Source organism: Paenibacillus sp. FSL R7-0340, from assembly GCF_038002205.1.
Taxonomy (GTDB): Bacteria; Bacillota; Bacilli; order Paenibacillales; family Paenibacillaceae; genus Paenibacillus; species Paenibacillus polymyxa_B.
In genome coordinates this window covers 3,734,368-3,760,166 of record NZ_JBBOBY010000001.1, presented here as the reverse complement: position 1 = coordinate 3,760,166, position 25,799 = coordinate 3,734,368, and the positions used below count along the sequence as shown (strand labels likewise).

28 protein-coding genes are annotated in these 25,799 nt (G+C 46.2%); 25 read left to right on the top strand and 3 right to left on the bottom strand.

What is annotated here, in order from left to right; all coding sequences use genetic code 11:
- Nucleotides 1-31 precede the first annotated feature (31 nt).
- The 10 genes from MKX59_RS16390 to MKX59_RS16345 all read left to right on the top strand — a co-directional run bounded on the left by MKX59_RS16390 (nucleotide 32) and on the right by MKX59_RS16345 (nucleotide 10,076).
- Nucleotides 32-1,321, top strand: coding sequence for a vWA domain-containing protein (locus tag MKX59_RS16390; protein WP_023988389.1), 1,290 nt, complete (start codon nucleotides 32-34; stop codon nucleotides 1,319-1,321).
- A gap of 18 nt (nucleotides 1,322-1,339) precedes the next feature.
- Entirely contained in the window at nucleotides 1,340-1,993 is a 654-nt protein-coding gene (locus MKX59_RS16385) for a beta-mannanase (RefSeq protein WP_068940786.1), read from the top strand.
- Nucleotides 1,994-2,009: 16 nt separating this feature from the next.
- A complete protein-coding gene (locus tag MKX59_RS16380) occupies nucleotides 2,010-3,275 on the top strand; it encodes a TRAFAC clade GTPase domain-containing protein (RefSeq protein WP_023988391.1) in 1,266 nt (421 codons plus the stop codon).
- Complete coding sequence (locus MKX59_RS16375) at nucleotides 3,272-6,280, top strand: GAP1-N2 domain-containing protein (RefSeq protein WP_340858576.1); 3,009 nt, start codon at nucleotides 3,272-3,274, stop codon at nucleotides 6,278-6,280. Before MKX59_RS16380 ends, MKX59_RS16375 begins: the two co-directional genes overlap by 4 nt.
- A 229-nt stretch (nucleotides 6,281-6,509) precedes the next feature.
- Nucleotides 6,510-6,977 carry a MarR family winged helix-turn-helix transcriptional regulator gene (locus MKX59_RS16370; protein WP_340858575.1) on the top strand — a complete coding sequence of 156 codons (468 nt, stop codon included), beginning with the start codon at nucleotides 6,510-6,512 and terminating at the stop codon, nucleotides 6,975-6,977.
- Between the two features lie 93 nt (nucleotides 6,978-7,070).
- Nucleotides 7,071-8,453 (top strand): MFS transporter, encoded by a 1,383-nt coding sequence (locus MKX59_RS16365; protein ID WP_028542356.1) that lies wholly within the window; start codon nucleotides 7,071-7,073, stop codon nucleotides 8,451-8,453.
- Nucleotides 8,454-8,533: 80 nt separating this feature from the next.
- A complete protein-coding gene (locus MKX59_RS16360; protein ID WP_071558811.1) occupies nucleotides 8,534-9,103 on the top strand; it encodes a hypothetical protein in 570 nt (189 codons plus the stop codon).
- Between the two features lie 68 nt (nucleotides 9,104-9,171).
- Nucleotides 9,172-9,321 carry a 50S ribosomal protein L33 gene (gene rpmG / locus MKX59_RS16355; RefSeq protein WP_007430271.1) on the top strand — a complete coding sequence of 50 codons (150 nt, stop codon included), beginning with the start codon at nucleotides 9,172-9,174 and terminating at the stop codon, nucleotides 9,319-9,321.
- Nucleotides 9,322-9,348: 27 nt separating this feature from the next.
- Nucleotides 9,349-9,813, top strand: a complete 465-nt coding sequence (locus MKX59_RS16350; protein ID WP_071558810.1) for a hypothetical protein — start codon at nucleotides 9,349-9,351, stop codon at nucleotides 9,811-9,813.
- Nucleotides 9,814-9,830: 17 nt separating this feature from the next.
- Complete coding sequence (locus tag MKX59_RS16345; RefSeq protein WP_013310118.1) at nucleotides 9,831-10,076, top strand: type B 50S ribosomal protein L31; 246 nt, start codon at nucleotides 9,831-9,833, stop codon at nucleotides 10,074-10,076.
- Nucleotides 10,077-10,187: 111 nt separating this feature from the next.
- Here MKX59_RS16345 and MKX59_RS16340 read toward each other — a convergent pair whose 3' ends face one another.
- The 3 genes from MKX59_RS16340 to MKX59_RS16330 are packed head-to-tail and all read right to left on the bottom strand — an operon-like array spanning nucleotide 10,188 to nucleotide 13,297.
- On the bottom strand, nucleotides 10,188-11,291 hold the full coding sequence (locus MKX59_RS16340; RefSeq protein WP_071558809.1) for a CobW family GTP-binding protein: 1,104 nt from the start codon (nucleotides 11,289-11,291) through the stop codon (nucleotides 10,188-10,190).
- Nucleotides 11,292-11,309: 18 nt separating this feature from the next.
- Nucleotides 11,310-12,287, bottom strand: coding sequence for a TIGR03943 family putative permease subunit (locus MKX59_RS16335; protein WP_071558808.1), 978 nt, complete (start codon nucleotides 12,285-12,287; stop codon nucleotides 11,310-11,312).
- An 8-nt stretch (nucleotides 12,288-12,295) separates the two neighbouring features.
- Nucleotides 12,296-13,297 carry a permease gene (locus MKX59_RS16330; protein ID WP_068940793.1) on the bottom strand — a complete coding sequence of 334 codons (1,002 nt, stop codon included), beginning with the start codon at nucleotides 13,295-13,297 and terminating at the stop codon, nucleotides 12,296-12,298.
- A 234-nt stretch (nucleotides 13,298-13,531) separates the two neighbouring features.
- Here MKX59_RS16330 and MKX59_RS16325 point away from each other — a divergent pair, with 234 nt between their 5' ends.
- The 15 genes from MKX59_RS16325 (at nucleotide 13,532) to MKX59_RS16255 (ending at nucleotide 25,783) form a co-directional block, all read left to right on the top strand.
- Entirely contained in the window at nucleotides 13,532-14,584 is a 1,053-nt protein-coding gene (locus MKX59_RS16325; protein WP_340858571.1) for a CobW family GTP-binding protein, read from the top strand.
- A complete protein-coding gene (locus MKX59_RS16320) occupies nucleotides 14,581-15,690 on the top strand; it encodes a FecCD family ABC transporter permease (protein WP_076265335.1) in 1,110 nt (369 codons plus the stop codon). The genes MKX59_RS16325 and MKX59_RS16320 overlap by 4 nt, the downstream gene beginning before the upstream one ends.
- Nucleotides 15,687-16,475, top strand: coding sequence for an ABC transporter ATP-binding protein (locus tag MKX59_RS16315; RefSeq protein ID WP_076265336.1), 789 nt, complete (start codon nucleotides 15,687-15,689; stop codon nucleotides 16,473-16,475). The genes MKX59_RS16320 and MKX59_RS16315 overlap by 4 nt, the downstream gene beginning before the upstream one ends.
- A 64-nt stretch (nucleotides 16,476-16,539) precedes the next feature.
- The gene (locus MKX59_RS16310; protein WP_340858570.1) at nucleotides 16,540-17,562 is read left to right on the top strand and encodes an ABC transporter substrate-binding protein; all 1,023 of its coding nucleotides are present in this window, start codon (nucleotides 16,540-16,542) and stop codon (nucleotides 17,560-17,562) included.
- Between the two features lie 217 nt (nucleotides 17,563-17,779).
- A complete protein-coding gene (locus MKX59_RS16305; RefSeq protein ID WP_023988404.1) occupies nucleotides 17,780-18,487 on the top strand; it encodes a metal ABC transporter ATP-binding protein in 708 nt (235 codons plus the stop codon).
- Nucleotides 18,433-19,281 (top strand): metal ABC transporter permease, encoded by an 849-nt coding sequence (locus tag MKX59_RS16300; protein WP_028542348.1) that lies wholly within the window; start codon nucleotides 18,433-18,435, stop codon nucleotides 19,279-19,281. The genes MKX59_RS16305 and MKX59_RS16300 overlap by 55 nt, the downstream gene beginning before the upstream one ends.
- Nucleotides 19,282-19,333: 52 nt before the next feature.
- The gene (locus tag MKX59_RS16295) at nucleotides 19,334-20,323 is read left to right on the top strand and encodes a metal ABC transporter substrate-binding protein (protein ID WP_069079665.1); all 990 of its coding nucleotides are present in this window, start codon (nucleotides 19,334-19,336) and stop codon (nucleotides 20,321-20,323) included.
- A gap of 333 nt (nucleotides 20,324-20,656) precedes the next feature.
- Nucleotides 20,657-21,019: a response regulator gene (locus MKX59_RS16290; RefSeq protein ID WP_023988407.1), complete on the top strand. Its 363-nt coding sequence runs from the start codon at nucleotides 20,657-20,659 to the stop codon at nucleotides 21,017-21,019.
- An 85-nt stretch (nucleotides 21,020-21,104) separates the two neighbouring features.
- Entirely contained in the window at nucleotides 21,105-21,593 is a 489-nt protein-coding gene (locus MKX59_RS16285) for a hypothetical protein (protein WP_023988408.1), read from the top strand.
- Nucleotides 21,594-21,659: 66 nt separating this feature from the next.
- Nucleotides 21,660-22,043: a VOC family protein gene (locus MKX59_RS16280; protein WP_023988409.1), complete on the top strand. Its 384-nt coding sequence runs from the start codon at nucleotides 21,660-21,662 to the stop codon at nucleotides 22,041-22,043.
- Nucleotides 22,044-22,197: 154 nt separating this feature from the next.
- The gene (locus tag MKX59_RS16275) at nucleotides 22,198-22,392 is read left to right on the top strand and encodes a hypothetical protein (protein ID WP_028542346.1); all 195 of its coding nucleotides are present in this window, start codon (nucleotides 22,198-22,200) and stop codon (nucleotides 22,390-22,392) included.
- A gap of 12 nt (nucleotides 22,393-22,404) precedes the next feature.
- Entirely contained in the window at nucleotides 22,405-22,740 is a 336-nt protein-coding gene (locus MKX59_RS16270) for a YolD-like family protein (RefSeq protein ID WP_028542345.1), read from the top strand.
- A gap of 121 nt (nucleotides 22,741-22,861) precedes the next feature.
- A complete protein-coding gene (locus tag MKX59_RS16265) occupies nucleotides 22,862-23,206 on the top strand; it encodes a cupin domain-containing protein (RefSeq protein ID WP_028542344.1) in 345 nt (114 codons plus the stop codon).
- Between the two features lie 66 nt (nucleotides 23,207-23,272).
- Nucleotides 23,273-23,854 (top strand): TetR/AcrR family transcriptional regulator, encoded by a 582-nt coding sequence (locus MKX59_RS16260; protein ID WP_226887689.1) that lies wholly within the window; start codon nucleotides 23,273-23,275, stop codon nucleotides 23,852-23,854.
- 60 nt (nucleotides 23,855-23,914) lie between these two features.
- Nucleotides 23,915-25,783 (top strand): alpha/beta fold hydrolase, encoded by a 1,869-nt coding sequence (locus MKX59_RS16255; RefSeq protein ID WP_075154136.1) that lies wholly within the window; start codon nucleotides 23,915-23,917, stop codon nucleotides 25,781-25,783.
- The last annotated feature ends 16 nt before the right edge of the window (nucleotides 25,784-25,799 follow it).

The following is a 25,799-nucleotide window of genomic DNA, read 5'->3' as shown; positions in this document are numbered from 1 at the left end:
ACTTTAATGATGGAAGGAAGCAACGATTCTTATGAAGCAACGTAAATTTAACGTTCTCCTATTACTGTTCGGCTTGTTGGGCGCTGTAGTAGGCTTCATCTTGGGAGAGCTTATTCTTCACAAATTGATAGGGCACTGGCCGCATATCGTCGTGATTGGGCTGTATTTTGGCATCATGGCACTGTGCATTGGCCTAGGTTGTCTGATTGGCGAACTAATTTCGCCACAGTTAAATGGGCATTCATGGCGGCAGCGCTACTCCGGGTTATCCTGGAAGTTACTGGTGCCTGCTACACTAGTGATGTTGTTCGTGGCAGGTCTGCTATTGGAGTTGGGCTATCAGGTTAACCCTGAAGGGCGCAAGAGCGTACAGGACCTCGTGCTTGTGATTGATAATTCCGGGAGTATGCAGCAAACAGATCCCGATAATGAGCGCCTAACGGCTGCCAAGAGTCTGATTGGCCAAATGGATGGAGACAAGCGGGTAGCCATTGTTTCATTTGAATCTGCTGCGCAGTTGGTTCAGCCATTTACTCCCATTGGCACAGATGCAGAGAAGCAAGCGGTTTATTCCAAAATCGATAGTATGCAGACTATAATGTCAGGCGGTACAGAGATCGGGCTTGCTTTGGACGAGACGATCAAAGAGATTGAAACCCAAGGTAATGCAGAAAAAGGTTCTCTCGTTATCATGCTCTCTGATGGCTTTAGCGATCTGGATACCCAGACAGCATTGGCTCCTTATATCGCCCGCCAGATTCCGATTAATACGATCGGGCTGAAACTGGCAGAGTCGGATGGTATAGCCTTATTGCAAAATATTGCTGACCTGACGGGCGGAACTTATTCTAATGTAGCCAATGCCCAAGGACTTACTCAGGCGTTCGGAAAAATATATAACAAAATCGGTGATCGCACACTGGTAACGGAGCGGACAGGTGAGTATGCCGACAGTCTGTATTTTGCCATTTATCGCGTAACGGCGCTGGTCATTATCGGCGCTTTATTGGGATTGGCTCTTGGGCTGATGTTCGATAACCGTTTTCTCGCACGGAATTTTGCGATTGGAGGAGTCCCGGCAGGCTTGCTCGCTGGTTTTATTTTGGAAAAGGGACTATCTGGCTCGCCTATAGGCGACTTGATGATTCGTTTGGTGGCAGCGCTCGTACTGGCAGCCCTTATTGCTGTCTTTTCGCTTGTTCTGCCGATTGCGGAAAATACTCGCCGATCTTCCGGTGGAGGAAGTCAGGGTGCGCCATCAGGACGCCGGAGAGGGGCACCGGAAGCCCCGACGCGCAATCGACGCAGCAGTGGATTTTAGAACGGGAGGCTGGAACTTATGCAGTATAGGGAAGCACAGCCCGGTGATCCTATTATTTCGGAGCTGAGCCACAAAATTGATGACAACCGGGTTGTGTTACGCTGGCAGTGGCCTGAGGGCGCAGCCGTGGTATATATTGCGAAACAATCAGCCGATGCAGGTGTGAATGGGCAAAATGAAGGTGAAGTTTTACCGCCTTTTTCAAGCCTAAAACTTTTTACACGCGAGGAGTATAAGGCTGCTGGCAGCTATCGTGACCGAATTGAAGGCATTGGACGCGTGCGGTATATCGTATATCCAGCTGTTCGGGAGGATGGAGACACTTACGTGATCCGTCAGCAAGACGGAGCCAACCAACTGGAGTTGAGCACGGGGAGGGCTAAAATCAGATATGCAGTTCACCATAAAAAAAGCTGGTTTCGCAGCCGCAAAACCGTCCAGATTCAGGTGACAGCCGAAGTTCCTGTCCCGCAAGAGGCGCTTTGCTACGTGAAGAAGCGCGGGGGTTATCCAGCAGACCGGGACGATGGAACCTTGTATCCGTTCACGGCACCTTTTGCCGCGGGACGGAATGTTTTACCCTCTGTTGAAGTGGGGGGAGATGAATATGTGCGGCTGTTTTTTACGGATGGCCAGAAATATGGCACGGTATATGAATTAGTCCCTGAATGAAAGGAGGCCGCAACCGATGAGTTTTCTTAGCAATTTATTCAGAAGAAAGCCACAGGCAGCGCCAAGGCCGTTATTTTATGATATTGTGTGCCCTTATTGCTTTAGTAAATTTTCCCCGGAGGAAGTGGTATTCCGTGCTTCTCATCACCGTGAAGATGACGAGGACTACGCTTTGGGTGAAGATGAGCTGTTGAACAAATATCGGGAGCGTTTTGGTTTGGACAGTGTGCATGATATGGAGGCGATTTTGCATCCCCATGATGTCCCTGAGGAACATCGATTGTATTCTGATCATGTACTGACAGGACTGACCGACCGTTATGGCGAGCTGACGCGTCACCGACTGTGCCCGCACTGCCATAACGAACTGCCCGTGACCGCGGGTAAGGTGCCTAGCAATATCATTTCGATCATTGGAGCTTCGCAGGCGGGGAAATCTGTTTATATGACCTCACTGATTCACACGTTGCAGCATGTTACGGCCGATCATTTTGACGCGGCTTGCATGCCGCTCAATGCAGAGATCAGCCGAAAGTTCCGCACCATGTATGAGGAGCCCCTATTTGAACGAGGGGATCTGCTTACATCGACACAAAAAGAAAAGATGCAGGAGCCTTTTATCTTCCAGTTTGTATTTAAGGATGAGGAAAAGCCGCCACTGACGCTGGTATTTTTTGATGTCGCCGGTGAGGGAATGGTAGATCAGGACTATCTGGGACTGCATGGACAGCATATTAAGAATTCTGCAGGTATTCTCTTTATGGTCGATCCACTGCAAATCCGCTCTATTCGGGAGCGCATTAAGATTAACCTTGGCGATAAGCCGGGTGAATGGGTCTCGCAATATGATGAACCGCGTGATGTCGTACTTACGATGTTCGGCGATTTTATCGCTTATCAGGAAAAAGGGAAAACGGACATTCCGACCGCTGTCGTCCTGACCAAAAGTGATATGCTTACTGCGTTGGCAGATGAAGAAGGCACATACATCAAGACGAACAGCAATATTTTTAATCCGATGGAGCATCGCAAATATATGGATTTGGATGAGTTCGCGAACATTGATGGCGAAGTTCGACGCTTCATCGAAAAGGTGGATAAGCCGTTCAAGGGCACGATGGATGTATATTTTACGGATACGGCCTATTTCGCAGTTTCCGCGCTGGGTAGCAATCCGGTGGAGCAAAAGCTGCAAGGGTTGGTTAGTCCGATCCGTGTGGATGAGCCATTCATTTGGCTGCTTTATAAGTTGAAGTACATTGAGGGGAGAGAATCACAGTGAGTTATTCTACCTCTCATTTAATACAACAGCAGATGTACACACGGGAACGGCGTGGTATTTTCCGTTCTACGGAAGGCTTCGATACAGTGGCTAATTCCAAAGGATTGGATGCTTCTTTTATTAAAAAGGTGCTCCATCCCTTATGTGTATATGATGCGCCTGCTGCTTTGACGGCGCGTGGTGAGAAACAGGAAAGCGTCTATCCGGAAGCTATACATCTGGTACGGACGGAGTCCGGGGATGTAGTGCTTGGCCGCAGTATTTATAAGGCCGCGGATTTTACTGGGCTGCGGAGCGCCTTTTTCACGCACAACTATGTGATTCCAGCCGGACATGGTGAATCTCCGTCTGACTATAAGCAGTGGCTGAACACATCCTTTGTTGATACCTATGATATTGAGCAGGGAACGGATTTGCCGGAATTGGAGCGTCTACCGGGTGGAAGTGTATTTCCGGCTGTTGACCCGTCTACAGTGCTGACTCAATTACAGCTGAGCGAAGAAGTGTTCAAACAGCTTTTATACGCAGTCATGATGTCCGCAGCAGGTCGCAAAAAGGTATATGTAGCGCTGAATGTTCCTGTAGAAGCGGTCGGATCTTCAGCCAAGCAGCTACTGGGTGTGCTGTATGCGGCACTGCCTTATGCATTTCGTAACAGACTCGGATTTCTTACATATGCACAGGAACCGAACAGCAGAAAAGGCATTCACTTGATGTTCGTTGAGCCTTTTAGTTTGCGTCCCGGTGATCGGAATGTGGAAAAGGACTTTGTATTTGACCTGTCTAACCATAGTCGAATACTTAATGTGGATGCAGAGCAGGTGAGACAGCCGTATTTTGACTGGATTGTTCGTACGTTGCTGAATGGTGAGACGCCGGACGATTTCTTCAAATTTGCCGAGCAAATGCTGACAGGTATGGAGGCCGGGCGTGATTTGACGCCATCCAGCTATCATGAGCTAATTACGTTGTACAGAATTGAGCAGGGAGAGCGGGCATTATACAACGAACAACGAATCGCTGTGTTACGAAGCTTGACTGATTATTTATCGCCACCCGATGCGCTGCCACGTAAAATGAGGCTGAATGATCTGTTTCTGTCGTTTTTTGATCATGAATTTGATCGGGTGAAGGATGGATATATTCCAGACGTAGGTCTAGTCGATAGTTTCAAGGACTATTATAAAGTTCATGCACGCAGCAGCGAAAATCGGTTGGTGGAATATTTAATCCGTTCGCTAAACAATGCTTATACTGCCAGAAATACGGAAGCAGTTACGTATATTTATCATACGATTGAAGAAAATCCATCATTAGGCAAGGCATATTTTACGAAAGTGTTGGGTAATCCAGCACTTACAAAAATGCTGTTCATTCCCTACATGGACAGTCAGATGAAAAGAACACCGGATGCCAAGGGACTGCTGGCTGTTGTGCACGAATGGGGCAGTCGGTATATCGAAGTGTCGGCGAATGCCGATTTTCAGCTTTTGGCAGAATCTGCGCTGATGGGCAGACTGCGTGCCGAAAGAAAACCAGTAGAGGCTGTGGCTGCCATTCACCAACGCTTGCGTCAATGGGACAGCAGCTCTGCCGTAGGCAAACTGTCCCCGCTGGAGCAATCTGGACTAACAGAGCGCTTGCAGGAAGCGTCGGATCGGTATTTACTTACCGAAGTAGAGCTAAAAGAAATATCACCCGATCAGGTCGTACAGATTCCCTTTTTCACACGGCCCGATTTGGTGCAGTGGGTTGGAAAGCTGCCTGCTCCTCTCAAGGGACAAGCAGTGCGATTGATTGCGGCTTACGATTGGTTTAATACGGAGGAACCGGAACCGTCGGTGCTGGACGGCCTGGAGCCTGGCGAAGTAGAAAAGGTACAGGATTGGGCTTATGGCTGGCTGCCCCAGCAGCTTGCGGAAGGCCATTTTGCCCGTCTGTTGCCTGCTTTCTATCGTTCTGACGGGCCGGGAGAAGGAATATTGGACTTCGCTCGCCTAGTCGGTTCGATCCGCAAATGGGCGAAGGATAACGATACGATGTACCGTTTTATCCGATGGTCAGAGGAACACCCCGAGTTTGCTACTCCACGTGGCGGTTTCGAACCGGCGTATCGACGTGCGCTACTTCTATTCTTCCAAAAGGAAGGACGAGAGGGATTGCACAAAAAAACGCTGTGGCGTCAATATTTTGAACCTGCAAAGCCTGCTTTTAAAAATTTCTATTTGGCAGCAAAGCGGGAGACGGACACGCCGTTGGTCAAAACACTTCGTCGTTTCCGTAAAGGTGGGGTGATTTCCGGGATTGTGCTGATTGTCATTGCAGGTACGCTAGGTGGCCTTAAAGCAACCGGGGTGATCGGATCTGGTGACACACCTGCGCCTGTTGCTGCCCCGAAGCCTGTACAACAGCCTGTAGAGCCTACAGTGCCCGTAAAAGAGGAGCCTACGGCCATAGTGACACATGTGCCTAATACCAAGTCCACTACGAAAATGGTCAAGCTGCTATTTGCGTTTCAGACATCGACAGAGCAGGCAGAATTTAAGCCGAAGAAGCTCGTCATTGTCGGGGCGGATCAACAGGAGCACTTATACGAAAATTTTACGCTTGCTGAACAGAACGACAAGGAAGCAGCCATTAAAGCGAACAATGATCCATCCAGTGACGTAAACATTGGGAATCCCACTACAAAAAGCACAACAGCAGATGGACAATCCACGGACAGTAGTTCCACAGCTCGTGGTGGTACATCCAGCGGAAAAAGCGGCGATCAGTCTGGAGCAGTGACAGACAATACGGACGGAGGCTCGACTTCAGAGATTTCTACTGAGGGTAGTGGTAATGGAACCAACACAGACACTGACGCACCATCGGAGTATGATCTGAAGAAGTATCCTTATCGTACGCTGTTGACCATTTGGCAACGGCTGGAGCTGAATGATGCTAGTACGGTTACCGTTGATGGAGAAGAATATCCGCTAGTTCAAGTGAAAATTGCAGACTAAGCAACTATAAAACAGAAATGAATGATGAATGAAGTAAAAGACGGGTTTCCTTCAAGGACTCGTCTTTTATTATGCCTATATTTACATAAAAGATGAATTCGTAATTTGAAATTCACCTTATCTAATAAAACATCATTTTACGAAAGTATTGACACCAAGTGGGCAGCTGATTAAAATTAGTTGGAATTCAAACTATTAAAATTAGATAGCTATGGAGGTTAGTAGTGAGATGGGAAGTGAGGTGTATCCCGTTTGTCTTCCTTGGGAGGAAGAGAGCACGATGTATTTAATTAAATGGATTTTCACTACCGTCCGGCGCGAAATTGAAACAGCACTGCGCCCTTTGGGGCTCACCTCCCCACAATCGCAGACGCTCTATATACTGGCGATGTCGCCTGGTGTCACCAATACGGATTTGGAAAAGCTATTGCTTATTGATAAATCAAGCGTTACCAGCCTGGTTAACGGGATCGTTAAGAAAAACTGGGCAGTACGCAAAAGTCACCCGGAAGATGCACGAATGAAGCAAATCTATTTGACTGAGGAAGGTTTGGAGATTCACAAGACAGCTGAACGTACCATTGAGGCAATTAAAAGCTCGGTAGGTGAAACGTTATCTGTCGGAGAATCGGAGACGCTGCGCGGCCTGCTTAAAAAAATTCTCCACGATTACCGTTATGCGAACACCCACGTTTGAGCGGATATATAGAGAGTTTGCCCGGATAGGGATATTCAAAAGCAGTGAAATACGATCTTAGATAAGAGGTTTACAGGAGAGGGAGACAACCAAATGATAAATGAACAAACTTATCCCAATGCGGATAAGCTTATGCGTGTGTTGGCTTTCACACTTGTTTTTTCAGTGATGAACGCTTTTATGTTTAATGTCGTTATGCCTGTGATTCGGGAGGAGTTTCATATTAGTGCTTCCGATGTAAGTTGGCTGCTGACTGGCTATATGATCGTGTATGCGGTTGGCTCGGTGACCTACGGCAAATTGGCAGATAAATATCGTCTTAAGGATTTGCTGACGTTTGGGATTATCTTTTTTGCACTGGGTTCGCTTATTGGACTGTTGGCCAATCAATTTTGGATGCTCATTGTAGCTCGTTTGCTTCAGGCTGCAGGGGCTGCAGTTATTCCGGCAACTGCTATGATCGTCCCAGTCCGTTATTTCTCGGCTGAAAAAAGAGGACGTGCTTTGGGCGTCACAGCAATCGGCTTGGCGTTAGGTACTGCACTGGCTCCGATTATTTCCGGTTTGATCACAGGCTTTGCAAGCTGGCGTTTTTTGTTCGTCATTTCCATGCTACCACTGATCGCATTGCCGTTCTTCCGCAAATATTTGGACGATCAGCGTGGAGAGGATCAGAAGTTCGATTTTCTTGGTGGATTATTGCTGGGTGGAACAGTAGCCTTCTTGTTACTTTCGATTTCGCAAACCAATATGATGTTTTTTCTGCTCGGTATGGTGTTATTTGCACTGTTTATATGGCGCATTAACACTGCGCATGATCCATTCATCCAGCCGAAGCTGTTCCGTAACAAGCAATATTCATACGGGCTCCTTATCGCTTTTTTAGGGACGGGGATTAGCTTTGGATTGCCGTACTTGGCACCGCAGTTTCTGAACAGTCTCAATCAGCTTACGCCGGCAATAATTGGACTGGTTATGTTTCCGGCTGCTATTGCTTCGGCTCTATTGGGTAAAAGAGGGGGGCGTTTGGCGGATAGTAAAGGAAATTCGTTTCTCGTCTATACAGCTGTATCGCTTTTGTTCATCTGTTTTATCAGCTTGTCTACGTTTGTGGGTGCATCTCCGTATCTGATTTTATTTTTGCTTATTTTCGGAAACGTAGGTCAGACCTTCATGCAAATTGCCATGTCCAACACGATTTCTCGTACCTTGTCGAAAGACCAGATTGGTGTTGGAATGGGGCTGTTATCTCTGCTGAATTTCATTGCAGGGGCGATCACGACAAGTATTTTGGGCAAAACGCTGGATAGTTCGTCGTCCTTTCATTTGAATCCTGTCGTATCTAATGTGCAGGTGTTCAATTTTAGCAATATTTTTACGGTGCTTGCACTGATTGCGCTTGTGACGATGGGACTTTATGCGTTGCAATTCCGAAGGGGTTCACGCCGTAATACGCCTGCTGTTGAACAAGGATAAACATTTGATGCAAACTCATGCCAAAACAAGGGTATAATATAGAAGGAAAAGTTCATCTATGGAAGGACGGAGTGTCCAGCATGACAAGAAACCTTCAATATGTGCCCTATGGTTATGAGCCTCCGATCGAGACGCATAAAGGGACCATGGTTTACTATGATACGTTCGAGCAGATTACAGCCAGAGAGCTGGAGCTTTTTGCCGAAACGGGGGCTGCATTATCTTTTACAAAGCTGGTGCTGTATCCGCTACATGAAGAAACCGTCAGAAGAATGTGGAAGCAGCCGGTACGTTCGTATTACAAGCGGGTGGACGAGCTGGGAGAGTGGCAGCGGGAGCAGGCTTTGAGTGCTGTTGTGATTGAGAGTTGGGAAGGTAAGCGTAAAAAGTATACGCCGATTGAAGCAGCCATCCGTTTTTTGGCGGAAAAGTATACGACCCCACTTTTTTTGTACATGAGTCCTGAAACTGCAAATTTTTGCGCTTCCTATGCATCGTTTGGAGAATGGATTAGAAATGTCAGATTGCTGCTTTCGAGCGAACCCCAGGAACTTCATCCGAAGCTTGCACAGTACCGTAATCGCTGGAACACGGTAGAAGAAGCGACAAACCGTGACTCTAAGGTTGACAAAGCGGAGCATGAATTATAGAATAGAACTAATCGTAAAAATTACTATTGTAATTGTATACCATGTATTCCAATTAAGGAGGAAGAGAAATGCGCGTAATTGTTACCTTGGCATGCACCGAATCCGGTGATCGCAACTATACAACAACCAAGAACAAAAGAAATCATCCGGAGCGTCTTGAAATGAAAAAATACTCTCCGCGTCTGAAAAAGTACACGATCCATCGTGAAACTAGATAATTTGAGGTTTGCTGCATAGCAACCTGAATGATTCTGCTTCCTGAGCGAAGCCTGTTAAGTTTGCAAAAGCCTGCATTATGGAACCGGCGAAAACTTGAATTAGTCCAGTGGACAGAGCGTCCAAAGTTAAAGCTTGCACCTAAGAAAACGGCTTTTTTTCAAGGCTGTATGATAGATGCCGAGCTACATGGTACGCTTTGCCTTTTGAATCGAAAGCACGTGGCTACCGAGTTCTCCTGTGCTGGTGTCAGCATTTGGGACGAGCCGGAGGACCATTCACTATATGCTTATATAACGATGAAGGCTGACGAAAAGATCCGGAGCGTTCGTGCAATGGGCGATGCGTATATGCGGCATCGTTTGCTTGTCGTTTACGAGCTTGAGCGCAACCGTTATGATCTGTCGTCTTTTTTTCTGGGACATAACCGTTCCTTTTGCCAACTGATGGAGTATTGCGCCAGTACGTTTGAGTTTGAAACTAAAACTATATGAAAGATTAGGTGAAACTAATGAAAAAAGATATTCATCCAACATTGAACAAAGTTATCTTTTTGGACCCTAGCTGTGGATTTACTTTCCTGAGTGCTTCCACTAAATATTCGCAAGAAACGATGGAATGGGAAGATGGCAACACATACCCAGTTATCCGTGTAGATACTAGCTCCGCTTCCCACCCGTTCTTCACTGGTAAACAAAGAAACGTGGATATCGGTGGCCGTGTGGATCGCTTTAACAAAAAATATAACCTTAAGTAAGAACAGTCGAGCGTTATGTTTATGGATTATGCTAATAATCCGTGAACATCGCTTTTTAAAAAACCTCCTGCAGATGCAGGAGGTTTTTTTGTCTTAATCTAGACCTGTCATTTATAGCGAAAGGAAGCACTGTTCCCATTGGTCGGTAATGGATGCTTTGTCGAGTTGCTCCCCAATTAGCGTGACATATCCCTGACTCACGGGAAGTGCAGTAGGCTGCCACTCCAAGTGATTTCCTGAAAATTGCAAAAGCATTGTACCTTCCTGAGGAAGTACGCAATAACCTTTCGCTCGAAGCAGTGAGGAACCTAACCCGGTTAGAAAGTTTTCTAATCGTTGTTTTTCGAGTGGCTGAGGAGAATATTGATGCAGCGTTATGCTCTCCAGACGGGAGAACGAATGAGGCTGCTTAGGATCGTGGTTACGACTGTGTGTCGAAATAACTTTGAAAGCCGTACTTCTGGAGACACTACTGGTGCTTCCGATACTTTTGACGGAAATGGGGACGAACGGTGCATCTGCATCAGTGAGCTGGACCTGTGCAGGTGCTGGTTGAGCTGTCTGTGCAGGTTTCGCGGCAACGGATGCGGAGGCCAGAACAGGCTCTAGTAGTGGTTCAAGGTCAACCCGGCTATATTCAGTAGTTTGCAGCTTGGCCGTATCGTTGAGCTTGCGGATGCTCTTGACGACCTTCGTCACTTCACGGCTGCTTGCTGCATCCGTCTTGTTCACCACAATGAAGTCTGCGGTGCGCAGCTGTCCGTGCAGGGTGCGAACCAGTTCTTTATCAGCCGTAAAGCGGCTGTTGTATTCATGGAACAGCTCAGCATCCACAACACTGATGCTGTGAACCAGATAAAGCCGATCTGCCAGTAGAGGGGAGCGAAGCTCCTCCAGTACTTGTTCGGGGTTGGCTACCCCGGTGGTTTCCATGAAGATCAGATCTGGCTCCTGGCTGAGCAGGGTATGCAGAGCCCCTGCCAGCTCATTTCTTTTGCTGCAACAAATGCAGCCTTCTAGCAATCCTTCTACTGTTACGTCAGGCATTTCCTCTGAAATTATAGCGCTGTCTACATCATATTCGCCCATTTCGTTCATTAAAACAGCAGCACGAAGGGGGATTTGGCGAGTATGGGCTAATAGGCGCAAAAGTAGTGTTGTTTTGCCGCTTCCAAGAAAACCACTGATTAAAATAACAGGAACTTTATTCATCATTTTTCCTCCTTGGTGGGTTTAGTGTGCTGTGTTCAAGCGATCAAAGGTAGCTACCGAGTCTGCTTGGGTATAGACATAAGGGGATTCTGGCTGCTCGACAGCGGTTATTTTTTCGGATCGAATTTCAAGTACGGGAGCGTTGCCCTTTTGTGTGGCATGCAGTGTTCCTTCAATGGTCACCCAGGTATCCTTGTCAAAGGACGGGGCCTTCTGGGATTGGACGATGATCCCGAATGGCATGGCATCGGCAGTACAGCACATGACGAGGAATCTTCCTACTGCAAATAGGCCCTTACCCGGCAGGTTGTCGTCTTTATAGACAAAGCCAGTCACCTGTACTTTTTTTCCTTCAAAAGCTTGTTTATATAACTCAATGGCTCCAATAGTTTCGGAAAAAATCTCAGGCTTGATCTGTATGATAGGTTGCTGATACAGGCGTTTCGCCAGCTCGGCGAATTCTACATTGTACTTGTCAGGCGGAACGAACAGCTTATCCAGCGTTTCCTGACTCCATTTTCCCTCTGGAGGGGACGAAGTTGGGACGGAAGATGCAGTTGATAAAAGGGAGGCGGTGGATGCTTTCGTGGTCTGTGTATCTGTTTTTCGTCGGATATCCGGGTTGGGATACGTGAAGGACATGCCTTTTTTGGCGGCCATATCACTACCAAGTGCCTGATTGGGCAGCAGAGAACCGAACAGGAGCGGGATGAGCAGCATTCCATATACGAGTGTTTTTTTGAACCAGCTTTGCGGCAACGGATGCTCACAATCACATACATCCTCACCGTCCCGCTCCCCGATGATTCCGTGCCATGCCATCGCCAATGCGATGAACAAGAGTGGTACAGGACAGAGTAGGAGCAGCTTTTGCATATGGGGAGCCAAGTAGTAATGAAGTGCATTCGTGCGGCTTAATGAGACGATGTACACAGCCAATCCGATCAGGAGCAAGGAGCGCATGCCGTATTGCCAGCGAATGCTAAAGGTTGAATTCACGTTTGTATTCACCTCCCTAATAACCATTCAGCAGCTATAGAACCCACTAGGACGAGTGAAACAATGAGCAAGCCCAGGATGGCGACAAATTTGGTGCGGAAGGTGCTTAGCAGCATGAGCGTGCCTTTGAAGTCTAGCATCGGACCGAGTACAAGAAAGGCTGCCAGCGGACCCAGTGTAAAGGTATGTGAAAAAGCAGTGGCTACAAAGGCATCGGAGGTGGAACACAGCGACAGTATGTAGGCAAAACCCATCATAAAGGCGTACGATCCAACCGTTCCGTTGCTTAACGAAAGCAGTTCATCGCGTGGGATGAAGGTTTGAATGCAGGCTGTTAATAGTGCGCCGATAATGAGATATTTACTCATGTCCAAAAACTCGTCACCAGCATGTACAAAAAAGCCCCGCCATGTGCGACTATGCCGATGAGTCTGATTGTTCTGCTTTTGCTGGTTAAAAGAGAGCAACGACCGTTTGAGCGGATGCACTCGTACAAAAGCATACACGATCAGCCCGATGATCGCGGAGACGGCAAAAGCCAAACCCATTCGAACGGCAGTGACCTCGGGATGGGAAGGGAAAGCCATCATCGTCGCAGCCAGTACCACGGGATTGATAATGGGCCCGCTTAAAATAAAAGTGATACCCATATAGGCAGGCATTCCCTTGAGCATTAATTGGCGAACGACAGGGATCATGCCGCATTCACAGATGGGAAATAGCATACCTAGTAAGGAGGCCAGCAGGACACCCGGTACAGGATGCGCAGGCGCTATTTTGCGAATCCATGTCTCCGGTACAAGCCACTGCAAAAGGGATGAGACGAGTACACCGATAAGGAGAAACGGAACAGCTTCCAGAAAAATGCCCATAAATACCGTTTTTAACGGTTGCAGCTGGCCCATATCTAACAAACGAAGCCACTGGGGAGATAGCGTGACAAGCACAGGGATGAGAAAGGCAAACGGAATTATAAAAGGCAGCATCTTCAACAGCGTACTGTTTTTCATTCCACGTCTCCTTGGGAATAAGGGTTCTTATCTACATCCTATGTCTGTAGAGGGACAATCATGCCCGCTGGATTGTGCTTGTCTCACCTCCTATATTGACAATTCAAAGAGTGGTCATATATATTTATGTTTGTTATTAGTAATTATTACGATTAAATTTCGATAAATGATTGCAAGAAGGAAACTTTTACGGTACGATCCATATTAAATGTTGCAAAGACAAGGAGGGGTTATATGATACCGATTGTTGTTTTATCCGGTTTTTTGGGTAGCGGGAAAACCACTCTTCTTCAGCATGCGCTGGCTTACTACAAGGAGAAGGGCCTCAAGCCAGCCATTTTGATGAATGAGTTGGGTGATGTTAATCTGTACGGCAGTTTGGTGAATGGCCAAGCACCCATGAAGGAAATGCTCAGCGGTTGTATATGCTGTACCATTCGCGGGGATTTGGGCGTCGAGCTCATGAATCTTGCTGATGAATATAAGCCGGACGTGATTATTGTAGAATGTACCGGAGTGGCTAACCCGATGGAGATTGTAGATGCAGTGACAGACGCCTCCATCTATTCCTCTATGATTTTACAATCCGTTATCACGGTCATAGACGCGCATCAATTTCTGGACTTTGCCTCGGGGAACGAGAGAAGCAAGTCGCTTCGTTTGATGCAGGATCAGCTTCGGTGCGCTTCCAAACTGATTATTAACAAGACCGATTTATTGGCTGCGGGCGAGTTGCAGAAAGTACAGGCCCTCGTAAAAGAGTTAAATCCATATGCTCTGACTGTGAGCACGCAACGAAGTGACGTGGACGCGGGTATTTTTTTCTCCACTCAAGGAGAGGAGCGTATGGACGTTTTGCGGCATAAGGAATCCGCAGTTGATATTGAGAGTGAACATCCTCATTCGGAAAATCATCTGCACACGTATGATCATGATCACCGTGATCACGCCCATGGCCACGAACATGGGGAGCATTATCATTCCTACGACCATGTAGTTGTTCACACGCATTTCTTTGGACAACCTGTGCCACGATCCGAGTTTGAACAGTTGTTCCGCAGTTTGCCAGCTGAAATTTACCGGGCCAAAGGAATTGTGCGGTTTCTGGAATCAGAGGGCCAGATGATGTTTCAATTTGCCTATCGGGAGCTGGAAATCATTCCGATCCGCCCGCAAAAGCCAGTGAACGATGTAGCGGTTGTCATGGGTGAGAATTTCTCTGCTTCCGAGATCGAGGGACAATTGAGAAAGCTGGAAGCGGCCGAAAAGCCATTGAGTAGTTCATGACTTCGAGAACGAGCAACCTTAATCCATCACAACATAATTCTCGCGCACACCTAGCGGGCAAGCCTACTTGGGGATTTACAACAATTCTGCTGATGACTGCTGGGCTGTTGCTTTCGGTCACACTCGCGGTTATGCTGGGTCCTGTAGCTGTCACACCGGGGACGATATGGCGAATTGCACTGTCCCATCTTCCCTGGCTGGACCAGTGGATACCCGTGACATGGACCAAGCCTGAGCAATATATCGTTTGGGAAATCCGCTTTCCACGCGTGCTGCTAGGTGTTGTCGTAGGAGCAGGACTTGCTGTTACAGGAGCGACTATACAGGCATTAATCCGTAATTCGTTAGCAGATCCCTATATTTTAGGAGTCTCGTCTGGGGCTTCGGTAACAGCCACGTTGGTGATTGTGTTCGGAGCTTTCGGATTTTTAGGACGACTTGCGCTGCCTTTATCTGCTTTTATAGGTTCGTTAACTGCAATGCTTATGGTGTTCGCGTTAGCCCGTGTGGCTGGGAGCATATCGACGACCCGCTTATTGCTGGCAGGGGTGGCGGTGTCTATGATGCTGTCGGCTGTGACTAGTTTTATCGTTACGATGGCCCCGAATGAAAAAGGCATTCGTGACGCGATGTATTGGATGATGGGAAGTCTGGCAGGTGCTCAATGGGATACGCTTTTTATTCCAAGCCTCATTGTAGCCGTTGGAACGGCTGTGCTCCTGACCCGATACCGTTCGCTGAATGCTTTGCTAACGGGTGAAGAGACCGCAGTAACGCTCGGTGTGAACGTACAGGCGTTCCGCGTATTACTGGTTGTTGTGGCGTCTCTTTTAACCGGGGCAGTCGTATCAGTTAGTGGCTCGATTGGCTTTGTCGGGCTTATGATTCCGCACATCGTTAGGCTGATAGTGGGATCAGATCATCGGCGTGTACTGCCCGTCAGTCTGTTGGCGGGAGCTATTTTTGTCGTGTGGGCTGATGTATGTGCCCGGCTCGTGCTGGCTCCACAGGAGCTGCCGATTGGTATTGTGACGGCTGTGTGCGGAGGACCCTTTTTTGTGTGGCTGCTGCGTCGTAGTTCCTACTCGTTTGGAGGCGAAAAATGAATATAGAAGTCGAATGCGTGACCTTCAGTATTCACGACAAACGGCTGATCGACGGCATCTGTCTCCAGGTAAAAGCAGGGGAGCTGGTCGGATTGATCGGTCCGAATGGCAGCGGGAAATCGACGTTGCTCAAAAATATGTATCGTGTGCTAAAGCCTGACAGTGGTTTGGTTACGTTGGATGGCCAGGATATGCTGCGGATGAAGTATAAAGAGACGGCCCGACAAATGGCAGTGGTGAGTCAGGATGCGCCGCAAACGTTTGATTTTTCAGTACGGGACATCGTGCTGATGGGTCGCCATCCGCATAAGAAACTGCTGGAAGCAGATACTGTCGCCGATCATGAACTGGTCGAGCAGGCGCTGGAGCGGGTAGGCATGAATGCTCAGGCGGATCAGGGCTTTTCCACCTTGTCCGGTGGCGAAAAGCAACGGGTATTGATCGCCAGAGCTTTGGCCGGGCAGGCGAAATTTCTTGTTTTGGATGAGCCAACAAATCATCTGGACATCCGGTATCAGCTGCAAATTCTGGATTTGGTCAAAACACTTCGGATAACTACGCTAGCTGCACTACATGATTTGAATTTGGCGGCATTTTATTGTGATCGAATGTATGTATTAAAAGAAGGCAAAGTGGTAGCCTCTGGCATAACGGAGGACGTGCTTCAGCCAGACCTGCTGTGGAGTGTATTCGGGGTGGAGACAGAAATCTGCATTCATCCAAAAACCGGGAAGCCGAATATTACCTTTTTACCGGATTCTCTCAGGAGAGGAGGCTATCCATAACGTCAACAGAAAAGGTGATACGATGAGGTAAGATATACTACAAATAAAAGAGGAGACGGTACATATGAAAAAATATAGCAAGCCCGCGTTACCGCTGGTTATGCTCGCTTTGGCGATGATGCTGTTGTTATCAGCCTGCGCAGCAGGAAACACAGCTCAAACAAGCGATCCATTGGCAAACGGGCAGCAACCTGCCGCATTGCAATCGGCAACCAATAAGACGTTGGTAGAGCTTGAGAACATGGGCGTTAAAATGGTATTTCCCGAGGCGCCCAAACGCGCGGTTACATTGAACCAGCATGCGACTGAGGTTATGCTGGCTCTTGGACTGGAATCCTCTATGGTAGGAACTGCGTATTTGGATGATCAGATTTTGCCAAAATATAAGGCTCAATATGACAAAATTCCGGTACTGGCCGGACAATATCCGTCCAAAGAGGTGTTTATGGCCGCTGCACCGGATTTTGCCTATGCGGGCTGGAAGAGTGCCTTTAATGATAAAAATCTGGGTTCCCGTGAGGAGCTAGCCAAACAAGGGGTGCTGACCTATGTACAGGAGTCCTCCAATAAACCGGGTCCCACGTTAGAAGATGTGTATCAGGATATACTAAATATTGGGCGTATTTTCAGGGTTGAGGAGCGTGCAGAAAAGCTGGTAAATGACATTCGTGAACAAGTGCAGTCCATTCAGACTCAAATTGGTATTATTGAACAGCCACCCAAGGTGTTTGTCTATGACAGCGGAGAAGACAAGCCCTTTACGGCTGCCAACAATTACCTAACGTCTTTGATTGAAAGTGTGAAGGCGAAAAATATTTTTGATGATATCGACAAAAGTTTTACCGAGGTAAGCTGGGAAGAGGTTGTGAACCGTAATCCTGACGTCATTGTCATTCTCGACTATGGAGATACTTCACTGGCGGATAAAGAGAAGCTGCTCCTGAGCAAGCCTGCGCTGGCTGGTGTGGAAGCGATCAAAAACAAACGGTTTATAGTACTGCCATTATCCGCAGCGGCTGAAGGCGTGCGCGCTCCGATCGCGTTGAAAACCTTGGCGGCAGGCTTATACCCGGACAAGGTGAAGTAAACAAACAAAAGAGTTTCCAAAACATTGACGAACCTTGCCTAAACTGTTAAACTTGCTAATGCGTAAAGGTTACGTTTATCAAACGCTTATTTTTTTATTACCAAATCGTAATAATTACGGTAGATGGTTTAATGATCATAAACGACCTGGAGAATCTGCGCAAATGATGATCGCTCAGATGGCTCCAGGCTTTTTAAAGGAAAAGGAGATTTGCGTCATGTTATTGGCCTCATTGGAACAGGTCACATTTGGCTACGGAGACGTTCCTAACTTGGTGGATGCCAATGTTGAAATTTTTTCGGGAGAATTTGTAGCTATTACCGGACCGAATGGTGCTTCCAAATCAACCATGCTCAAACTGTTGCTCGGCTTGCTTCAGCCTTGGAAGGGCAAGGTGTTCATGTCTAACCGTACAGGTGAAGGCAAAAAGCTCGTTGTCGGCTTTGTATCCCAACAAATTGCTGCATTCAATGGCGGATTCCCAAGTACGATCCTGGAATTTGTCCGTTCAGGAAGATATACTCATGGCTCTTGGTTGCGCCGTATGCGGCCTGAGGATCATGATCTGACTGAGCAGGCGCTGCGTCAGGTAGGCATGTGGGATTTGCGTCACCGTAAAATCGGAGAATTGTCGGGTGGACAGAAGCAACGTATTTGTGTGGCAAGAGCACTCGCTCAGGAATCGGATCTGCTCATTTTGGATGAGCCCACGACCGGAATGGATCAGGAAAGCCGCCATCATTTCTACGATCTGATGAATCAGCAGGTTAAGGAATATGGAAGAACTGTGGTCATGGTGACCCATGGACTATCGGAAGTGCAACATTATCTGGATCGAATTATTGAGCTTGAGAGGAAGGAAGATGGCGGATGGAAATGCTGCACTACGACTTCATGCAGCGGGCATTTTGTGCCGGTGGGGTAATTGCACTGCTGGCCTCGGTGCTTGGAGTTTATCTGATGCTACGGCGTCAGGCTCTCATGGCGGACATGCTATCGCATGTATCGCTGGCAGGGGTGGCAGCGGGTGCCTATTTAGGCATTAACCCAACGATAACTGGATTTATTGTTGCCGTAATCGGCGCGATTATCGTTGAATACGTCCGCAGGTCTTATAAAACATATAGTGAGATATCTGTGGCTATTATTATGGTAGGTGGCCTCTCGACGGCCGTTATTTTAATGAATCTGAATCAGAGCATCAACAAAGGGTTTTCCGCTTATTTGTTCGGTTCGGTAGTAGCGGTCAATCAGACAGAACTGATGTTGATGATTGTAGTGGCTGTGATCGGAGGTATTTTCTTTTTTGTATTCCGGCGTCCATTGTATCAGATTACCTTTGATGAAGAAACGGCGAAGACTAATGGTCTTCCTGTCAAGTCCATCTCATTTGCATTTAGTATTTTAACAGGGATGATTGTAGCTGCTGCAATGCCGATTGTCGGTGTGCTGCTTGTCTCCTCACTCATCGTGCTCCCTGCGGCGCTGGCGATTCGAATCGCACCGAGCTTCGCGGCAGCCATCTGGATATCTATGATCACTGCATTGATCGGCGTATTTATGGGTTTAACGGCGTCGTATGAACTTAGTACACCCCCAGGGGGGACAATTGCCATGGTGCTGTTATTATTCCTGATCGTAGGAGCTGGTATTCAAAAGCTGGTCCGTAAGCTGGGCAAGCAGCAGGCTTCCCGACGGAAGAATGCGACAGGCCAGTGAGTGTAATTACAGTGAGAGTGACTAAAAACTAACACATAAAGGAGTAATGAATATGAATACATGGTTCAAAAAATCATTTGTATTGTCTGCGGGACTAGCACTTATTTTGTCTGGCTGCGGAGCCAAATCTGATAATACAGCTACAAATGCTTCCCAAACCGAGCCGAATGCGGCACAAACAGCAGACAAGCTGAATGTGGTCACCACTTTTTATCCAATGTATGAATTTACCAAGCAAGTTGCTGGAGACCATGCTAACGTAACCGCGTTGATTCCTGCCGGTGCTGAGCCGCATGACTGGGAACCAAGCGCCAAAGATATGGCACAGGTTAAGGATGCTGACGTATTTGTTTATAACGGTATCGTCGAAGGTTGGGCAGAACAGGCTTTGAGCAGCGCGTCCAACGATAAGCGTGTTGTAGTTGAAGCGAGCAAAGGGTTGAACCTGATGGAAGGCACTGCTGAGGAGGAAGAAGGAGAAGAAGCACACGCAGAGGAAGGCCATGATCATGATCATGTGCTGGACCCTCATGTATGGCTTAACCCAGTCTTGGCCCAAAAAGAAGTAGAGTCCATTGAAGCAGGGCTTGTGGCAGCCGATCCGGCAAACAAAGCTGATTATGAGAAAAACGCTGATGCTTATATCGCCAAGCTGAAGGATCTGGATAACGAGTTCAAAACAGGTCTGAAAGATGTAAAACGTAAAGACTTTATTACGCAGCATGCTGCTTTTGGTTATTTGGCTAAGCAATATGGTCTGACCCAAGTACCTATTGCCGGATTATCTCCAGAGCAAGAGCCTACACCGGACAAGCTGGCGGGTATTATCAAATTTGCTAAAGAAAATAATGTTAAAACGATTTTCTTCGAAACTCTTGTTGATCCGAAGGTCGCTGAGACCGTAGCTACTGAAATCGGTTCAAAAACCGATGTACTGAATCCGCTCGAAGGATTGACGGATGAAGACAAACAGAAGAACCTGGATTACCTTGGTGTGATGAAAAACAATCTGGAGGCTTTGAAAAAAGCTCTTAATGAATAGGGAATTCTTAAATGAATAAGTTTAAAAACTGACGTCGGAATGATACCGGCGTCAGTTTTTTTATAACTATCTAAGAAGATTGTACTTTTTGGGCTAGTGCTCTAGATTCAGTAGATATATAGTCCTTTGTAATTTGCTTTTCAGAAATGATTTACGTCATTGTGAAACGTTTTTTTGAAAACTAATTCTGTAGTAGCTAGTTTCAAATTTCTTTTATAATTCATTGGTAGCGTTTTTATTTTTACAGATTCTTTCTATTAATATTACTAGTTTATTCACCGATATTGAAGTTTGGGCGTGCATATCATTTGACAACGGATTGGAGAGGTTAATTTGGCAACAGTTATAGTAGTGGATGACTCTTTATTTATGCGTTCTGTGCTTAAGGATATTCTTTTGGATTTAGGTCACGCTGTTATTGCGGAAGCAGAAAATGGGTATGATGCTGTTTTGAAATACGCACACTTTCGTCCCGATTTAATCACCATGGATATTAATATGCCTAAGATGGACGGACTTGAGGCTGTTAAAAAGATTGTAGAGCTTGATCCCCAAGCCAATATTTTGATGTGTTCTGCTTTGGGGCAGCAGGAAGCGATTATAAAAGCATTTCAGGCAGGTGCAAAAGACTTTATTGTTAAACCATTTGAGATGGAAAGGGTCGTGAATGCAGTCACAAAAATGCTGGGGAGTTAAGGAATCAAGATTTTTAATACATAAATATTGAACATGTTAAAGCGAGAATTCCATGCTTATTTTCACGAATATGGAGATGAATAGGATGAGCAATCGAGTGTTGTCTCAAAAAGTATTTATAGACGAACTGATCGCTACGATCAAGAATGGAGGGCTTGTCCCTGTAAATTATGAACACCTCGTCAGCGAACAAAGGGAAAGAATGGATGCTCTTAACAATGAACTTACCCTTCGTATTGAGGGATTAGAGACCGACTTGATCTCTGCTTCGACACATTCCATTCCTTTTGCCAATGGCGAAATTATGTTTCTTGCTCGCTATATTGTACTCATTGGGGATCATACCGAGGGATACTTTGTGTTCTATCGAGCAGAAGACTGTGAAAGTCCAGAGGAATATCAGTTTTTAACAAGCTCTTATCAACTTCCACATTTATTACTTGAATTATCTCTTTCTTTAAAAGAACATGGTACTAATGAGCCGCTTGATATTCTGACTTATTGGAATGGCCCTGTCTATCCGCTGAAAGATTTGAATAAAGAAGATATTAAGCTATCCACCTATGAATTTTAAAGTGAGGAGATGGGATTAGGGCCATCGAGGTTTGGGAATTACTTATACAAAGGAGTTGAAAAATCAATGATTAGTAAAGTCGGTCAAATTATGTTGTATGTAAATAACCAGGATGAGGCACTGGATTTTTGGACAAAAAAAGTAGGATTTAAAGTAATTTCTGAAGAAAATAATGGTCAAGGAATGAGATGGATTGAAATTGCTCCTGCAAAGGGTGCAGAAACAAGCATTATTCTCCACAATAAGGAATTCGTTGCTAAAATGTCACCTGAATTAAATCTCGGTACACCTTCTTTAATGTTTTTTTCGGAAAATCTTGATCAATTATATGACGACTTATCAAATAAAAATGTCAAAGTTGGAGAAATTGTAACTATGCCTTTCGGAAGAGTGTTTAACTTTGCAGATAATGAAGAAAATTACTTTGCTGTAAGGGAACGAACTAAATAATAAATTTTTGTAGAAGTTAAATTTTTAAGTTCAGATTACATTGTTACGAAATCCCTTGAGAGAGTCAAATCCCTCAGGGGATTTTTTTACATTGATAATCAAACGCATGTTCGCATATAATCCAAACAAACGTTCTGATAAGGAGTGAAGGATCATGTTGGAAAAATACGTGGGGCAGATCGTGGAAATCGTGTATTTGGATCGGAAGGGCAAACTGTCTCATCGGCGTATCGAGGTGCATCGTGTGCAGAATGGCTTGATACGAGCCATCTGTTTACAGACAGGCCAGCCACGTGTTTTTCGATTAGATCATGTATTGGCATGGCATCCGGTAACCAGAACAGCATAGGAGGGGCTTACGATGGGGAAAAAGCTTGAAGGAAATGGCATATGGGAAAGCTCACGCATGATTTTGCCTGAGCATCGGGAGGCATATTTAAGACTGATGAAGGAGCAAGGAAGGCGCGGCAAGCCAGCACTGGACGATCAGGAAATGCAGCAGATTGAACAGGCCATTATCGTATCCTATAACGAACGTAAGCCTATTACGCTAAAAGTGTTCAATCCATTTGATGATGAGGAGCTGCGTGGACTGGTCACAGTAATTAACACAAGTCGGCGAGAAGTGAAGCTATCCCGTGGGGAAGAGGATTTTAGCTGGATTAAGTTGGAGGAAATTATCGAGGCGCATATATAAAAACAGTCTGACTAAGTCGGAGTGTTTTTTACATTTGTCCCGCCGTTTTTTAAAATTAAGATTGTAGCTCTATGAATCCATATTTAAAATAAAACTGTAATTGCAAAAGGAGGAGTTCAATATGAAAATAAGTAAAAATAATGCTGAACATTATATATGGGGAGATCAATGTGATGGTTGGCGCTTGGTGAAAAATAATGATTTGAGCATTATTCATGAGCGGATGCCCGGAAATACACATGAGGTCAGACATTATCATCATCATGCGCGCCAATTTTTCTTTATTTTATCAGGTACAGCGGTACTTGAAGTGGATGGTGAACGAATCCAATTAGGATCTCAGGAAGGGTGTGAGGTTCCTCCTATGGTGCCTCATCAAATGTTTAATGAAACGAATCAGGATGTTGAATTTTTGGTTATTTCTCAGCCTGCGAGCAGAGGTGACCGGGTTCTGGCCGAAAAATAATATTTTGGAGTAGACATGTTCCAGCGAAGGTTGACAAGTCTTTTTTAGTACCGTATAGTGCTAAATATGATGAAAAAAAATAAAATCACGAATCGGGATGTTGTTCTGCGCATCGCCACCTCATTGTTTCTTACCCAAGGATATCATGCAACAAGTATGGATGAAATTGTGGCTGTGAGCAATGTGTCCAAAACGAACATTTACTATTATTTTAAAAGTAAAGAAGAGCTACTTTCAGCCATTCTGGATCAACTGATTCAAACGTATAATGAGATGATTTATGAAGTTGTTTCGCGTAAGGATCAGTCTGTTCAGGAACGTTTTGAAATCCTTCTTCAATTGCTGACAGAGCAAGAGACAGATTGTTTGGGAGGCTGTCCCTTTATTACTCTTTATACGCAAATGCCTCAAGATAGCGCCTTGTTTCGGAATAAAATAAGCCAGTTCTTCCAAAGCCAAATCACTACCGTAGAAATATTGCTGAACGAGGGAAGGGAAAGATTAGAGATTCAGGCTGAACTTCCTGCGAGGTCGACGGCCCAATTCATCGTCTCGGCCATTGAAGGTGCGCTCTTTCTGCAGCATGCAAGCCAGGACCCAAGCATACTCGAAAATTTAAAATTTACTTTAGCACTTCTGCTAAAGTGATTTTTTTAATCTTTATTAGTACTACGAAGTACTAAAAATTAAAAAAGGCAGGTTTCGTATATGGCACATATCTTTATCACGGGCGGCACAGGGTTTATCGGCATGCATACGTTACGACAACTTTCAAAGGCGGAACACACTATTACCGTCCTGGTTCGTTCGCAGCAGAAGTGGGAACAAATATGCAGGCAAATGGATTTGGAGACAGCATGGCATATCGGGAAATTAACACCGGTTATTGGCAATTTGAGTATACCTGCTCTAGGATTAAATCCTGTTGACAGGCAACTCGTGGAGACAGCAGATGTGATAATTCATGCAGGAGGTCCGATGGATATTCTGCTGGGAGAGGAGGATGCGAGAGCAGCTTTTCTACAAGCAGCAGAAGAAATGATAACGTTGGCTACACATATTCATGCGAGCAAAGGGTTACGACATTTTATCCATTTGGTTGGGTACAAAAGCCCTTTTAATGATCATAATTGGATTACTCCCGAGCCCATCATCGATCATTTGGAACAAGCGCCTCCATATGAACGGATGAAATTTTTGGCTGATTTGCGTATTCGTCAAGGAGCACACAAGGAAGGATTTCCGCTTTCGGTTGTCCATTTGAGCGTTGTCATGGGTGACTCAGAGTCTGGGGATACGCCCCAAACTGGTGGGCTAGGCATTCTCGTAGGTTCTACAGCGCGCAAGCTTATGGGACTTGTCCCCGGCGGAAAATCTCATTGGCTTCCCTTGGTCCATGTAGATCATGCAGCCGAATTGATCAGTGTTCTTACGAAGGAATCACATCCTGCTAGTGAAACATACTACTTGATGGATGACAGGCAGCAGAGTCCAACGATGATAGAGCTGGGAACGAATATGGCGAAGGAGCTTCGTGTCTGTAAACCGCTCGGTTCGATCTCGCCAGCTTGGCTAACCAGTATACTGGGTACTCCTCTGGGCCAAAAGTTAGGTATTCCGAAGGAATCACTCGATTTTATCGTGGATGTGGACTACCCAATGGATGCAGCACGAGAGATTCAACGTAAATACGGGTTGTCACAGGCGATGAACAAAAGCGTGTTCCCATTTGTCATTACTGATCTTGATTTCAGGATTGCTCATTCCACCATAGATACAGATGGATATGTCCGCAACAGACGTGGGCCATTAGCTACCCTGGAGCGAAGGGTGAAGAATGGAAATCCAACGATCGTATTAGTTCACGGTACTTTCAGCGGGGCAGATTGTTTGATACCGCTGGCAAATCAATTTCCGGAATCCTCTGTTTGCTTGGTGGATCTTCCTGGTTTTGGCCGTTCCCCATACCATCATAAGGAGGATGTACTAGAAGGCCACATTGAATCGTTAGTGCAGGCTATTCAGGCTTTGGAAACGCCAATCTGCCTTGTAGGTCATTCGTTCGGCGGACTACTAGCTGCTAAGGCATGGGAACGCGTACCTGAGCGTATCAGTAGCTTACACCTATTGCAGCCTGTATTGCATACTGCTCCGCGCAGATATCGGAGCGCACGAATTACGGAGAGTATGCTAGGCAGACTCAGCGAGTCAGGCTTACGCAAGCAATTGCTTGCGCAGACTTGTTTTGAAAGTATCGACGATATCCCGCCAGCATACATCACATATGTTCTTGAAGAAATGCGTTCCCCACGCGTAAGAAAGACGACTGCGCAAGCCCTAGCCATGCTAACCAAGTCCGATAGCTTCCGGTCGGTCCCTGAGATATCCGAAAGAATGTATAAAGAGGAGGTTTCGATTCTATGGGGTGTGAAGGATCAGATCTATAAGTTGCCCGAGCCATTTCATGCCCTGCATACGCTGAATATTCCGGCAGCTCATCATTTTCCGATCTCGCAACCGGAACGAACAGCGCAATATCTAAAGCAGCACATACGACAGAATAACGTTAGTGTATAAAAATAAAACCAGCCTA